12 protein-coding genes are annotated in these 13,231 nt (G+C 63.6%); 6 read left to right on the top strand and 6 right to left on the bottom strand.

Features of this window, described 5'->3' with window-relative positions; all coding sequences use genetic code 11:
• Nucleotides 1-102: 102 nt before the first annotated feature.
• The 5 genes from CVM73_RS15350 to CVM73_RS15370 are packed head-to-tail and all read left to right on the top strand — an operon-like array spanning nucleotide 103 to nucleotide 5,822.
• Nucleotides 103-900 (top strand): alpha/beta fold hydrolase, encoded by a 798-nt coding sequence (locus CVM73_RS15350; RefSeq protein ID WP_430641301.1) that lies wholly within the window; start codon nucleotides 103-105, stop codon nucleotides 898-900.
• Between the two features lie 13 nt (nucleotides 901-913).
• Entirely contained in the window at nucleotides 914-2,203 is a 1,290-nt protein-coding gene (locus tag CVM73_RS15355) for an acyl-CoA dehydrogenase family protein (protein WP_100232801.1), read from the top strand.
• A gap of 2 nt (nucleotides 2,204-2,205) precedes the next feature.
• Nucleotides 2,206-3,741 carry a class I adenylate-forming enzyme family protein gene (locus CVM73_RS15360; RefSeq protein WP_100232802.1) on the top strand — a complete coding sequence of 512 codons (1,536 nt, stop codon included), beginning with the start codon at nucleotides 2,206-2,208 and terminating at the stop codon, nucleotides 3,739-3,741.
• Nucleotides 3,738-4,826 (top strand): NAD/NADP-dependent octopine/nopaline dehydrogenase family protein, encoded by a 1,089-nt coding sequence (locus CVM73_RS15365; protein ID WP_100232803.1) that lies wholly within the window; start codon nucleotides 3,738-3,740, stop codon nucleotides 4,824-4,826. Before CVM73_RS15360 ends, CVM73_RS15365 begins: the two co-directional genes overlap by 4 nt.
• Before the next feature lie 3 nt (nucleotides 4,827-4,829).
• Nucleotides 4,830-5,822, top strand: coding sequence for a 3-hydroxybutyryl-CoA dehydrogenase (locus CVM73_RS15370; protein WP_100232804.1), 993 nt, complete (start codon nucleotides 4,830-4,832; stop codon nucleotides 5,820-5,822).
• Here the strand turns inward: CVM73_RS15370 and CVM73_RS15375 are convergent.
• The 6 genes from CVM73_RS15375 to CVM73_RS15400 form a co-directional block, all read right to left on the bottom strand.
• Complete coding sequence (locus CVM73_RS15375; protein WP_100232805.1) at nucleotides 5,819-6,865, bottom strand: 2,5-dihydroxypyridine 5,6-dioxygenase NicX family protein; 1,047 nt, start codon at nucleotides 6,863-6,865, stop codon at nucleotides 5,819-5,821. The two genes, CVM73_RS15370 and CVM73_RS15375, sit on opposite strands and share 4 nt — an antisense overlap.
• A 32-nt stretch (nucleotides 6,866-6,897) precedes the next feature.
• Nucleotides 6,898-7,665 carry an ABC transporter permease gene (locus tag CVM73_RS15380; RefSeq protein WP_100232806.1) on the bottom strand — a complete coding sequence of 256 codons (768 nt, stop codon included), beginning with the start codon at nucleotides 7,663-7,665 and terminating at the stop codon, nucleotides 6,898-6,900.
• Entirely contained in the window at nucleotides 7,662-8,447 is a 786-nt protein-coding gene (locus tag CVM73_RS15385) for an ABC transporter permease (RefSeq protein ID WP_100232952.1), read from the bottom strand. The genes CVM73_RS15380 and CVM73_RS15385 overlap by 4 nt, the downstream gene beginning before the upstream one ends.
• Nucleotides 8,447-9,292 (bottom strand): ABC transporter ATP-binding protein, encoded by an 846-nt coding sequence (locus tag CVM73_RS15390; RefSeq protein ID WP_100232807.1) that lies wholly within the window; start codon nucleotides 9,290-9,292, stop codon nucleotides 8,447-8,449. Before CVM73_RS15390 ends, CVM73_RS15385 begins: the two co-directional genes overlap by 1 nt.
• A 94-nt stretch (nucleotides 9,293-9,386) precedes the next feature.
• Nucleotides 9,387-11,081 (bottom strand): dihydroxy-acid dehydratase, encoded by a 1,695-nt coding sequence (ilvD, locus tag CVM73_RS15395; protein ID WP_100232808.1) that lies wholly within the window; start codon nucleotides 11,079-11,081, stop codon nucleotides 9,387-9,389.
• A gap of 74 nt (nucleotides 11,082-11,155) precedes the next feature.
• Nucleotides 11,156-12,139 (bottom strand): ABC transporter substrate-binding protein, encoded by a 984-nt coding sequence (locus CVM73_RS15400; protein ID WP_100232809.1) that lies wholly within the window; start codon nucleotides 12,137-12,139, stop codon nucleotides 11,156-11,158.
• 164 nt (nucleotides 12,140-12,303) lie between these two features.
• Here CVM73_RS15400 and CVM73_RS15405 point away from each other — a divergent pair, with 164 nt between their 5' ends.
• Nucleotides 12,304-13,212, top strand: a complete 909-nt coding sequence (locus tag CVM73_RS15405) for an NAD(P)-dependent oxidoreductase (RefSeq protein WP_167406850.1) — start codon at nucleotides 12,304-12,306, stop codon at nucleotides 13,210-13,212.
• Nucleotides 13,213-13,231 lie beyond the last annotated feature (19 nt).

The following is a 13,231-nucleotide window of genomic DNA, read 5'->3' on the forward strand; positions in this document are numbered from 1 at the left end:
CGAAAATTGCTTTAAGTATAAAATTATCGCTTCCCATCCCCCACAGGCCTGTTAGCATCGAAGGGCCCAGCAAAAGGATGTCGCGTGTCGCAGCCTGTGCCAATGATAACAAAGGACGGACGCTTCGCCTATGAAGCCGCGGGCGATCCGAGCGCGATACCCCTGATCTTCCTGCATGGCATCGGCGGCGCGGCGCGGGCCTGGCGGCAACAGCTTGCCACATTCGGCGACCGCTTCCGCGCCATCGCATGGGACATGCCGGGTTATGGCGGATCGGCGCCGCTCACCAGCGTCAGCATCGCTGCCCTGGCGAAGGCGCTCCAGCAATTCATCGAGCAGCTCGGTGCCAGCAGGCCTATTCTGATCGGCCATTCCATCGGCGGCATGATCGTCCAGAAGTGGCTGGGGCAGTCTCCCAAACTGGCACGCGCGCTCGTGCTGGCGCAGACCAGCCCCGCCTTCGGCAAGGCCGATGGCGACTGGCAGAAATCATTCATCGCGGCCCGGCTCGGGCCGCTCGATCGCGGGGAGACGATGAAGTCGCTGGCCCCTTCCCTGGTGAAGGAGCTCGTCGGCGACGATCCCGATCCGAACGGGATGGAGGTTGCCCGCGAATGCATGGGGAGCGTGCCCGAGGCCAGCTATCGCGCCATGATGCTGGCTCTCATCGGCTTCGATCAGCGCAGCACACTTGGGAATATTTCGGTGCCCACACTGCTGCTGTCCGGCTCAAAGGACAACAACGCGCCCGCGCCGATGATGGCAAAGACGGCAACCTATATTCCGGGTGCTGAATATGTCGAGCTCGCTGGCGTCGGCCATCTCGCCAATCTCGAACGTCCCGATGCCTTCGACGAGGCACTCGGCCGCTTCCTGAATTCCGTGACGACCAAAGCGTAAGGGTGACTGCGCGATGACCATGCAAGTCAGCAATACTATTGGCACGACCAACAAGGTCGCGCTGGATGCGCCGATCTTCGATCCTGTCGCATTCCGCTTGAGCGACGAGCAGGCCGGCATCGTCACGCGCGCCCGCGAGATCGGCCAGAGCGTATTCGCCACGCGCGCCGCGGCCTACGATCGCGACGCGACCTTCCCGACTGAGAATTATCGCGACCTGCATCGCGCCGGCTTGCTCGGCATTGCCGTCCCCAAGAAGCACGGCGGCCTCGGCGCGAACTACCAGACCTATGCCTTGGCTGCCGCCGAGATCGGCCGCTATTGCGGCGCGACCGCGCTGACCTGGAACATGCATGTCTGCTCGACCCTGTGGTCGGGTCCCCTCGCCGACGATCTCGACATGGATCCAGAGACGCGCGCCGAGCACGAGCGGCGGCGCGCGATTCATTACAGGCGGATCGTCGAGGACGGTGCGGTCTATTCGCAGCCCTTCTCCGAAGGCGGCGCGGCAGCTGCGGGTGGGGTCGCATTCGGCACGGAAGCAAGGCCGGTCGAAGGCGGCTGGATCGTCAACGGCAAGAAGATCTTTGCGTCGCTCTCCGGTCATGCCGATTATTACGGTGTGCTCTGCACCGAGGTCGAGGAAGGCGAGAAGGCATCGCGCCGCAACACCCTTTACCTTGCGATCTCCGCGAAGTCGGAAGGCGTTTCGGTCGTAGGCGATTGGGATCCGCTGGGCATGCGCGGCACGGTCTCGCGAACACTTCTGTTCAAGGACGTGTTCGTGCCGGAGGATTCCGCGCTGATGCCGCGTGGCGTCTATTTCCAGGCCGCAATGCGCTGGCCGCACATGTTCCTGACCCTGTCGCCGACCTATATGGGCCTCGCGCAAGCCGCCTATGACTTTACGGTGCGCTACTTGCGCGGCGAGGTTCCGGGCATGCCGCCGGTCAAGCGGCGGATGTACCCGACCAAGCAGATCGCGGTCGCGCAGATGCAGATCAAGCTGGAGCAGATCAAGTCGATCTGGTTCCAGGCTGTCACGGAAGCCTGCGCCAATCCGAGCAAGGAGCAGGTTCTGCGCGCCTACGCCGCGCAATATTCGGTGATGGAGGGCGCCAATGAGCTCGCCGCGCTCGCGATCCGCACCTGCGGCGGCCAGGCCATGCTCAGGTCGCTGCCGCTGGAGCGGATTTATCGCGACAGCCGCTGCGGCTCACTGATGCTGCCCTGGACCGCCGAGCTCTGCCTCGACCGGATCGGGCGCGAAGCGCTCTACGAGGCCGGCGAAACGGACGACTGACCGTGGACCTCTGTAGCCTGATCGACCGCAACGCGGCGTTCGCGCCGGACAAGACAGCCATTGCCTTCGAAGGGAAGTGGCTGAGCTACGCGGCATTCGCCGCGCGCATCGAGCAAACGGCCACGGCCTTGAAGCGGGCGCTCGGCGTCGGCCGCGGCGACCGTGTCGCGATTCTGAGCCTGAACCGGCCGGACTATCTGGTTCTGCTCTACGCGTGCGCGCGGCTCGGCGCGATACTGGTGCCGCTGAACTGGCGGCTGGCAGTCGCCGAGCAGCTGTTCATCCTCAGCGATGCCAGCGCCAAGGTCCTGGTGCTCGAGCAGGCATTTTCCGGAGTGCTCGCCGAGCTTGGGCAGACCGCGCCGGGGACATCCGTCGTCGGCCTCGACTTCACGCCGCCTCGCGGCACGACATTCGAAGATCTGCTGACCCGCAGCCAAGGCAGTGACCGCAACCCGCACACCGACCTCTCCTGCCCGCTGCTCATCGTCTACACGTCAGGAACGACGGGACGGCCAAAGGGCGCGGTGCTGCGCCAGGAGGCGCTGTTCTGGAACGGCGTCATGAGCCAGCACATGCACAACATGACGTCTGACGACCACGTGCTGACCGTGCTGCCATTCTTCCACGTCGGGGGCCTCAACATCCAGACCACGCCGGCGCTGCAGCTGGGCGCGACCGTCACGGTCCATGCGCGCTTCACGCCGGATGCCGCTCTTGCGGCCATCGAACGGGAACGACCGACGCTCACGGTGATGGTGCCTGCGATCCTCCAGGCGGTGAGCGAACATCCTGCCTGGACGACCGCTGATCTTTCCTCCCTCAAGGCTGTCGCCACCGGCTCGACCATCGTGCCTCCGTACCTGATCGAGCGTTTCGTCGCGCGCGATGTCCCGGTGCTTCAGGTCTACGGCTCGACGGAAACCTGCCCGATCGCCGTCTACACGCGGCTTGGCGGCGACCTTTCGCGCGCGGGATCGACCGGCCTTGCCGGCCTGTGTTGTGAGGCGAAGGTGGTAGATCATTCCGGCGACGAACTGCCCGCGGGCACGCCGGGCGAGATCGCGGTGCGCGGCCCAAACGTGTTCTTCGAATATTGGGGCAACGAGGCCGCAACGCGCGATGCGTTGCACGACGGCTGGTATCGCACCGGCGATATCGGCCTGTGCGATGCAGACGGCTATTTCTGGGTCCGCGACCGCAAGAAAAACATGATCATATCGGGCGGCGAGAACGTCTATCCCGCCGAAGTCGAACGCGTCCTGCTCGAACATCCCGATGTCAGCGAATGCGCCGTGATCGGCCGGCCGGACCCGCGCTGGGACGAGGTGCCGATCGCCTATGTCATTGCGAGATCCGGCTGCCGGCTCGGAGCGGACGAACTGAGGGCGTATCTTCAGGCACAACTCGCGCGCTACAAGGTTCCGCGCGAGATCGTCTTCGTCACCGATCTGCCGCGAACGGCGCTGGGCAAGGTCCAGCATTTCCTGCTGAAGCAACTTGATGCGCAGTCCCGCGCGCAAGGAGAAGCATCTTGAAGATCGCGGTTCTGGGTGGGGGAAACGGCTCTTTCGCGGCCGCGGGCGATTTTGCGCTGTCGGGGCATGAGGTGCGGCTTTGGCGCCGCGATGCCGATCAGGTCGCGGCGCAGCGCGCCGCCGACTCGCGCATCCTGGTCACGGATCACAACGGCCGTCACGACGTGAAGCTTGCGCTGGTCACGACCGACATCGCCGCGGCGGTCAACGGCACGGAGCTGATCCTGTGCCCCGCTCCCGCCTTCGCTCAGCCAGATATCGCCCGTCTGCTTGCGCCGCATCTGCGGGACGGTCAGGTCGTGTTTCTGCCGCCGGCGACGTTCGGCTCGATGATCTTCGCCCAAGCGGCCCGAGATGCCGGCAACCAGGCCAAGGCGAGCTTTGCCGAGACCGGCACGCTGCCCTGGCTGACCCGCAAGCACGGACCGTTCGAGGTCGCAATCACCATCCGCGCCAAGCGGCTTCCGGTGGGCGTATTCCCGCTTGATCAGGCGCCGCATGCACTCGAAGTGATCGGGCGCGCTTTCCCAGGCGTGATCGAACCGTGCGGGGATGCGCTGTCAGGCGCACTGATGAACGCAGGCCCGATCATCCATCCGCCGCTGATCGTAATGAATGCGGGCCCGATCGAGCATTTCGAACGCTGGGACATTCACAAGGAAGGCACGCAAGCCGCGATCCGCCGGGTCACCGACGCGCTCGATGCCGAGCGCATCGCGGTGCGCGAGGCGCTCGGCTACGGCGCGCCGCATTTCCCGCTCGCTCACCATTACGCGAAGGAAGGTGAGATCTGGATGTATGGCCGCGGTTCGCATGACCGTCTGACCGATTCCGGCGACTGGCGCGAGCGGATCGTGCTGACCGAGCACCGCTACATGCGTGAGGATCTACGGCTCGGGCTGTCGCTGCTGGTTTCCGTCGCCGGTCTGGCTGGCGTGGCCACGCCGCTCGCCAAGGCGTTCCTGTCGATCGGTGGCGCGGTCTGCGGCGAAGATTTTGCGCAAGGTGGCCGAACGCTTAAGACGCTGGGGCTCGGCGACCTCAGCAGGGCTGAACTGCAGACGCTGCTTCGCAATGGATTCTGATCAATGAATAGTCGCGTCAATGTCGCTTGTCTCGGGGCTGGCCGCATGGGCCGCGGCATCGCCGTTGCGTTCGCCTATGCCGGGCATAAGGTCACGATGATCGACGTCAAGGCACGCTCCGCGGAGGATTTCGCCAAGCTGGAAGCGGATGCGCTCGGCGAGGTCCGGACGACCTTTGCCAGCCTGTCGAAGCTGGGGCTACTGACCGACGCAGACGTCGATCCGCTCGTCGCGCGGGTCTCGGTGGTCGCGGCCGGCGGAAGCGATGCAGCGCTCTCCGAGGCCGGCATGGTCTTCGAAGGCGTTCCTGAGGTCGTCGAACTCAAGCGGGAGGTACTCGGGGCGGCTTCAAGACAGGTCGGTCCGGATACAGTCATCGCATCGACGACGTCGACCATTCTCGTCGATGATCTCTCCGGTGCGATCGTGAATCCGCGTCGCTTTCTCAACGTGCATTGGCTCAATCCGGCCTATCTGATCCCGCTCGTCGAGATTTCTCCGGGTAAATCAACCGATTCCGCCATCATCGAGCAAGTCAAGGCGCTGCTCGACGGCATCGGTAAGGTACCCGTGGTCTGCGCGGCGACCCCTGGTTTCATCGTTCCACGCATCCAGGCGCTCGCGATGAACGAGGCCGCTCGTATGGTTGAGGAGGGTGTCGCCAGCGCGGAAGAGATCGACAAGGCGATCCGCTACGGCTTCGGCTTTCGATACGCCGTGCTCGGCCTGCTCGAATTCATCGATTGGGGTGGCGGCGACATCCTCTACTACGCGAGCAGGTATCTGGAAGGCGCGCTCGGCAGCGAGCGCTATCGGGCGCCCGACGTCATTTCACGCAACATGCATGAAGGCCGGATCGGCCTGCGCACGGGCGCAGGCTTTCTCGACTATTCCGGGCTCGACGTCGATGCCTATCGCGCGAAGCGCCTCCAAGCGATGGTCGACCTGCTCCGGCACTTCGGACTGGCGCGCCCCCCGGTGCTCGACCGCAGCTAGCCAAAGACGTCCTGAAGCACACCCTCCCGGACCACCGCAACGCCGTCGAGCTCGATCGTCGTTCCCATCATCGGCAGGTCGAAATGTCCCGCCGTGTAGCGCCCTGCGAACTCGTTCGCGCCGGTCGAGAACAGGAAATTGCCGGAGACGGCCCGGATCTCGGTGCCGTTGGTGTCGCGCTGATCGTACATCGAGAGCGCTTCATAGCGCGCGCCGGGGTTCATGCCGAAGCCGACATGCGACACGGCATAGGCCTCACGATCGCCCCAGGCGGCGAGATAGGCACGCATCATCGCGGCATCCGTGCCCTCGCCTTCCAGCTCGACGACATAATCGTCCTTCAGCGTCATCTTCACCGGCGACGTCAGGTAGCGCTTGAAGGTGAGATTGATGTCGCCCGGCGCCATCACCAGCGTGCCGTTGATGGTCCCGCTCTTGGGGAAACTGACGACGATTCCACCGGGCCAATGCGCCAGCGTGCCAGGTTTGTCAGTCCAGCCCCACACACCGACCGTGGACGCGCCGACCATGTCAACATCGAGCGCCGTGCCGGCTTTCGATGTGACGCGCATCCGCTTCGTTCCGCGCAGCATCTTTGCCGCGGCACGAACACGCTTCTCGAGCGCGGGATCCGGCACCATTCGCTCCAGCGCCTCGGGATGTTCGTTGGAGATCACCAGGATCCGCGCGCCGGCTTTGAGGATCTCCGGCGTCTCCACCGCATGCATAAGCCCTTCGATGGTGCAATCGACCACGAAGCCGGCCTGCTGAAGCGCCGTGATGACCGGACCAAGCTTTTGGATCGCCTCGCTCGCCCCGGTGGAGCGGACCGGAACGACATGCCGGTTACGCGGTGTCGGCATCACCACGTGAAACGGCCGCGCACCCATCCGCAGCAGGGCCAGCTCCGCGAGATGCACGTTCAACGCGCGCGACTGGGTTTCCGAGAGGATCGCGGCGGTATCGCCGGCCTTGACGGCGCATCGCTCGAAGATCTCGCAGAATGCGTCGATCCATTTTGCCTCGATGCGATCAGCCAGCATGGTTCTCTCCCGGTCTTCAGGATTCTTGTTTGTTACGCTTCGGGGAAGCCCCGGAGCAAGTACGAGCGCACGGCTCCCAGCAGGCCGTTCAGGATCAAGCCCAGCAGCGAGATCGTGATCAGCGGCACGAACATGTCCACGGCCTGGAAGGTTCGGGCCGCCGTCACGAGCGCGTGCCCCAATCCGTCCGTCGACGTGATCATCTCGGCCAGAAACACCACGATGCAGGAAATGACAAGGCCGATCCGGCATCCAGTCAGGATCGACGGCATCGCGGCCGGCAGCACCACCTTGAAGAGGATTTCGTAGCGCGGCGTCCCCGCTGCCATGGCCGACCAGATCAGCTTCTGCTCGACGGTCGAGGCACCGTAATAGGTGGAGAGCAGAATGGGAAAGAGCGCGTCCGCGGCCACCAATGTGACCTTCGATCCGTGACCGAACCCGAGCAAAAGCAGGAGCGCCGGATAGAGTGCAACCTTGGGAAGTGGGGCCAATACCCGGACGATCGGCCGAACCACGGCATTGATCGCGGGACTGGCGGCAGCCGCGATACCGATGCTCACGCCAAGCACGACCGCAATAGCAAACCCGGCAAACAGGCGGATCAATGTTGCCGCGATCTCCTGCTGGAACGTCAATGTCACGAGCTGCTGAAGCAGCCGGCTGAAGACGAAGCCCGGCGGCGGCAGCAAGACCGCGGGCGCAAAGCCGAATGACACCAGGCCTTGCCACAAGGCGATGACCAGCACGATCGGCGCGATCCCAAGAACAAGGTTGGAGGGGAGCAGGCGCGACATCATGAGAAGCTCAGCGGCATGTCGAACTGCGGCTCGGACCAACGCACGAGCCTGGCACGAACTCTTTCGAAAATCGCGTCGAGGCAAATTCCCATTGCCCCGACGATGATGATCATCGCAAAGACGGTGTCGTATTGGCCCATGTCGAGCGCATTGAACAGGATGTTGCCGGCGCCGGACTGACGGGCGATCATCTCACTGGTGATCATCGTGATCAGCGCCAGCACCAATCCCGTGCGGCATCCGGTCAGGATTTCCGGCAGCGCCGCGGGCAGCACGATCCGCACCAGGCGCTGTGCGGGCGAAAGCCCCATCGCGGCACCCGACCACAGCATCTTCTCTTCGACGGCCTTGGCGCCCTCGAAGCTGTGGTAGATCACGGGGAGGCTGACGCCCAGGAAGATCACCAGCGTCTTGGTGACGTCGCCAACGCCCAGCCAAAGCATGATAATGGGCATCAAGGCGGCCTTCGGTACCGGATAAATCACCATCAGCAGGGGATTGAAGAAGGCCGCGATGGCCCGGCTGCGTCCCATCAACAGGCCCAGCGGAATCGAAACCAGCACCGCCACGCCGAACCCGATCGCCATGCGGCGAAGTGACGCGAGGATGTTGGTCAGGGATTCCTTGTCGCCGAGAATGTCCGGAATTGCCCGGACCGCCTCGACCGCCGTGGGGAAGCTGTCGTTCTTCAGCGCGAGCGAGGCAACCTGCCACACGGCCAGCAATCCGATGCAGGCCAGCACCGGAGCAGCCCGCCTGGTCAAGACAGCCGGCGACATCATCATGTGGGCGCCCCGGCTTCGTCGCTCTCATCGAACATGCGCTCGATATCGACGACGTACTTCTGATACTGCGGATCGAGCAACAGCTCGTTGCGGCGGCGCGGCCGCGGCAGATCGATGTCGATGACCTGCCGGATTCGCCCGGGTGATTTCGACATCATGACGACCTTATCCGAGAGGAAGACGGCCTCGTCGACCGAATGAGTGACAAATAGCACCGTCTTGCGGTCGCGCTCCCAGATGTTCAGAAGATCGTTCTGCAGGCGGGTCCGGGTGTGCGCGTCGAGCGCACCGAACGGCTCGTCCATCAGCAGCACTTCAGGATGGTAAGCGAGCGTGCGCGCCAGCGCCACGCGTTGCTTCATGCCACCAGACAATTCCTTGGGGAAGAAGTTCTCAAAACCCTTGAGGCCGACCATCTCGATCAAGGCCCGGCTCTGCGCTTCGGCCTCGGCGGTGCGCACACCTTGCTGGCGGGGGCCATACATCACGTTCCCCAGCACGGTCTTCCAGGGAAACAGGGCAAACTCCTGGAACACCGGTCCGCGATCCGGCCCCGGCGCGGTGATCGCATGTCCCCTGATCTTCGCCATGCCGCTAGTCGGACTGACAAAACCGCCGACGATATAGAGCAGTGTCGACTTGCCGCAGCCGGACGGACCTAGGATAGAGACGAAGGCCCCCTCCTCGATCGTCAGCGAGATGTCCGAAAGCGCCAAATGATCTTTGCGCGCCGAGGTCTGAAAGACCTGCGAGACGTGGTTGATCTCGATGATTGCAGAAGCCGGCTCTTGTGATGTCACCGGACTCATCCATTCGCTCGGTCTCGCAGGCACCACCGTCATCCCGTCTTCCGTCTCACTCGCACGAACGTTCAGCGGCACGAACTTAGCAAGAAGCCTGCCAGACAGGCGGTCGTTTTCGCACCCGTGCGGTGCGTCATTCGAACCACGGCCATTCTGCTGGGCCTTCATGCGTCACGGCGCCGCCCGGCGCCTGGCCGACCAGTCGCGCATATTTCGCGAGCGCGCCAGCACGGTGGCGCGGCGGGCGCGGCTTCCAATCGCGTCGCCGCGCGGAGAGCTCCTGCCCGTCGAGCAGGACATCCATCCGCCGGTTTGCGGCATCAATCCGGATCCTGTCACCGTCGCGAACAAGCGCCAGCGGACCGCCAACGAATGCCTCGGGGGCCACGTAGCCGATGCACATGCCGCGGGTCGCACCGGAGAACCGGCCATCGGTGATCAGAGCCACTTTTTCGCCCATGCCCTGCCCGTAGATCAGTGCGGTGACGCCGAGCATTTCGCGCATGCCGGGACCGCCGACCGGCCCTTCATTGCGGATCACGAGAACCTCGCCCGCTTTGTAGCTGCGATCACGAACCGCTGCGACGCAAGCTTCTTCATCCTCGAAAACGCGCGCAACGCCTTCGAAGAACTGGCTCTTCAGACCGGCGACCTTGATCACTGCACCATCGGGGCAGAGGTTGCCCTTCAGAACTGCCACGCCACCGTCAGGCATCATTGGCGCGCGGGCCGCGTGCACAACCTCGCCATCGGGCGCGTTGGCCCCACCATATTCTTCGGCAAGTGTGCGGCCGGTAACGGACAAGCAGCTGCCATCGATATGCCCGCCCTGGATCAGCTCACGGATCAAAACCGCCGCGCCGCCGATGTCGTAGACATCCTTTGCCGTGTATTTGCCACCGGGGCGCAGATTCCCGATCAGAGGTGTCCTGGCAAAGACCTCACCGACATCATCGATCGTGAATGCAATCCCGGCCTCGTTCGCAATCGCCGGCAGATGCAGCGCGGCGTTGGTCGAGCCGCCCGTTGCGGCAACGATTGCTGCGCCGTTCTCCAGGGATTTCCGCGTCACGATGTCGCGCGGCAGTGGCCCGCCGCGTTCCAGCATCGCCATGATCAGCCGCCCGGCGCGTCGTGAGATCTGCGCGCGCTCGGAATAGACACCGGGCACCATCGAGACGTTGGGGATGGTCAGTCCCATCGCCTCCGAGACCATGCCCATGGTGTTCGCGGTGAATTGGCCGGCGCATGCGCCGATCGTCGGCAGACAAGCGCGCTCGATCCGCTCGAGCGTGGCATCGTCGATCTCGCCAGTCATGAAGCTGCCGACAGCCTCATAGGAGTCGAGCACCGTCAACGTTCGACCGTCCACGCGGCCCGGCAGCGAGCTGCCGCCATAGATGAAGATGGACGGCACGTTGCAGCGAACCATGCCCATCATCACGCCGGGAAGGGTCTTGTCGCATCCGCCATATCCAATCAGCGCATCATAGGCCAGCCCATGGACAACGGCTTCGATCGAATCGGCGATCAGCTCCCGCGAGAACAGGGAGAACTTCATCCCCTCATGATTCATGCTGATGCCGTCGGAAACCGAGACGGTCGAGAACTCACGCGGTGTGCCGCCGGCCTCCTCGATTCCGGTCTTGGCCGCAGCCACCTGGAAGTCGTGGGTCATGTTGCAGGGCGTCTGCTCGCCCTTCATGCTGACGATACCCACCATCGGCTTGGCAATCGCAACGTCATCGAGCCCCATGGCGCGCATGAATGCACGATGCGGGGCTCGGTCGAGCCCGTCTGTGGTGACCCGTGATCGCAACTTCTTCATATGTGCATCTTCTTCATGCAGCGTCCCGGATGATCCGGAACGCCACGATCTTACGCTTGATAGTTCGCCCCCTTCTATTGCAGCGGAGCGACGATCGCCTGATGCTTGAACTGCGCGACATCCAACTTAGGCAGCATTCCTGTCTCTGCATAGATATCCAGCATCTTCTGGATCGCGGGGAAGTTTGGTGCTGCGCCTGGATCGCGACCGAAATCGTTGTCTTTGAGCAGATAGGTCTCGAGCACCGGAACGGGCGCCTTCAGCACTTCGGACACCACCTTCAAGGTTTCCTCGCGATTGGCCAGCGCCTTCTTCATGCCGGACGTGATGTCGCGGACATAGGCTTTGACCAGTTCCGGATTCTTGTCGACGAAATCGGCACGGCAGGCTTCCAAGATATGCACGATGTTCGGCATGGCCTGGGACAGCGAGAACAGCTTCCTTGTGCCGCCCTTCGCCTCCGCACGCGCGGCAAACGGCTGGTTCATGTTCACTGCATCGACGCGGCCTTGGCGCAGCGCATCCTCGGAAACGGCAAAACCGACCTCGACCAGCTTGATGTCCTTGGCCGGATCGACGCCGTTCTGCTTCAATAGCAGGTTGAACGGCCCCTGCGTGCCGCCACCGATCACGGAAATGCCGACCGTCTTGCCCTTGAGATCCGCGATCGTCTTGATGGGCGAGTCATCCTTAACGGCCCAGTAGACCGAGAAACCGCCGGGCTTCTCGAAAACGTGCTGCGCTACGATATAGGCCTTGAGATTGCCCCCGACGACACCGTTGGCAAGCGATAGCGGAGCCTGCGTCGCACAGTCCAACGCACCGGCCGCCAATGCCTGCGTCATCGGCGCGGTGCCCTGGAACTGGGTCCATTCGATGCTGTAGGTTTTTCCGATACTGGGAAATTCGGTCGGCCTGCGCATCATCCAATACTTGGATTCCTCGGCTGGGATCGTCCAGCCGACGCGGATCGTCTGCTGCCCCCAAGATGGGCTCGCCGACGCGCTCGCGGCTACTGCCGCCCCCAAAGCCAGGATCCACTTCGAAACGGTTCGCATCGTGCCACTCCGCTGCTCCGGCGCCGACCGGCGCCCCCAACCCGACCGCCTCAAATGTTTCATGGTTCAAACAATCAGGCAAGCCATGCGCGCCGGGCGGTTTCGCCGTCCGAAGCGCAATGTATGGTAAAGCGGCGTCGCATTGCGACAGAAGGAGGCAACCTATGGCTGATGAGAGCAAGGCAAACCCGCAAGGCACCGAGAAGCTCGGCTATCTCGGCCTTGGACTCATGGGAACGCCGATGACCCGACGCCTGCTCAAGGCCGGCTATCAAGTCGCAGTCTGGAACAGGTCGGAGGGCAAGGTGGCTCCGCTCGCCGAGGCTGGCGCCAAGCGTGCGGTCACGCCTCGTGATCTTCTCGTGAACTCCAATATCGTCTTCATGTGCGTGACGGATGCGGCGGCGGTCGAGGAGGTGATCTTCGGGCCCGAAGGTCTGGCAGCGGCGCCTGGCGCAGGCAAGCTTGTGGTCGACTTCTCGTCGATACATCCCGACGCCGCGCGTGATCTCGCAACGCGACTGAAAGACGCGAATGGTGCGGACTGGATCGACGCGCCGGTGTCCGGGGGCACGAAGGGCGCGGAAGAAGGCACGCTGGCGATCATGGCCGGCGGGGAAGCTGGCAACATCGAGAGAGTGCGGCCCTATGTGCTGGCCATGGCGCGCAGGTTCACTCACATGGGCCCGATTGGCGCTGGACAGACCACGAAACTCTGTAACCAGGTGATCGTCGGATGCGCGATGGCCGTCCTCGCGGAGGCAACGCGCCTTGCCGCGAACGCCGGAATTGACGCCAACCGATTACCCGAAGCGCTCGCCGGCGGCTTCGCGGATTCAATCCCGCTACAGCTCTTCGTGCCGCGAATGGTCCAGGGCATTCACACCCCGCCGCTCGGCCACATCGCCACGATGCTCAAGGACCTCGATACGGTCGTCGATGTCGCACAGGCGACGTCGACGCCGGTGCCGATGGCCTCGCTTGCCGGGCAACTCTTCAGGCTGGCCAAGGCCGCGCGCGGTGCGGAAGCAGATGCGCTGGAGATTTACAAGCTTTCAGCGGTCGAGCGCTAAGCCATCAAGCGCGACCTGA

The sequence above is a fragment of the Bradyrhizobium forestalis genome, assembly GCF_002795245.1.
Taxonomy (GTDB): Bacteria; Pseudomonadota; Alphaproteobacteria; order Rhizobiales; family Xanthobacteraceae; genus Bradyrhizobium; species Bradyrhizobium forestalis.

Bases quoted from the DNA above. Each gene is read 5' to 3' on its own strand.
- CVM73_RS15380 (WP_100232806.1), bottom strand. From the start codon at position 7,665: ATGATGTCGCGCCTGCTCCCCTCCAACCTTGTTCTTGGGATCGCGCCG.
- CVM73_RS15350 (WP_430641301.1), top strand. From the start codon at position 103: ATGATAACAAAGGACGGACGCTTCGCCTATGAAGCCGCGGGCGATCCG.
- CVM73_RS15355 (WP_100232801.1), top strand. From the start codon at position 914: ATGACCATGCAAGTCAGCAATACTATTGGCACGACCAACAAGGTCGCG.
- CVM73_RS15405 (WP_167406850.1), top strand. From the start codon at position 12,304: ATGGCTGATGAGAGCAAGGCAAACCCGCAAGGCACCGAGAAGCTCGGC.
- CVM73_RS15370 (WP_100232804.1), top strand. From the start codon at position 4,830: ATGAATAGTCGCGTCAATGTCGCTTGTCTCGGGGCTGGCCGCATGGGC.
- CVM73_RS15385 (WP_100232952.1), bottom strand. From the start codon at position 8,447: ATGATGTCGCCGGCTGTCTTGACCAGGCGGGCTGCTCCGGTGCTGGCC.
- CVM73_RS15375 (WP_100232805.1), bottom strand. From the start codon at position 6,865: ATGCTGGCTGATCGCATCGAGGCAAAATGGATCGACGCATTCTGCGAG.
- CVM73_RS15390 (WP_100232807.1), bottom strand. From the start codon at position 9,292: ATGACGGTGGTGCCTGCGAGACCGAGCGAATGGATGAGTCCGGTGACA.
- CVM73_RS15400 (WP_100232809.1), bottom strand. From the start codon at position 12,139: ATGCGAACCGTTTCGAAGTGGATCCTGGCTTTGGGGGCGGCAGTAGCC.
- ilvD (WP_100232808.1), bottom strand. From the start codon at position 11,081: ATGAAGAAGTTGCGATCACGGGTCACCACAGACGGGCTCGACCGAGCC.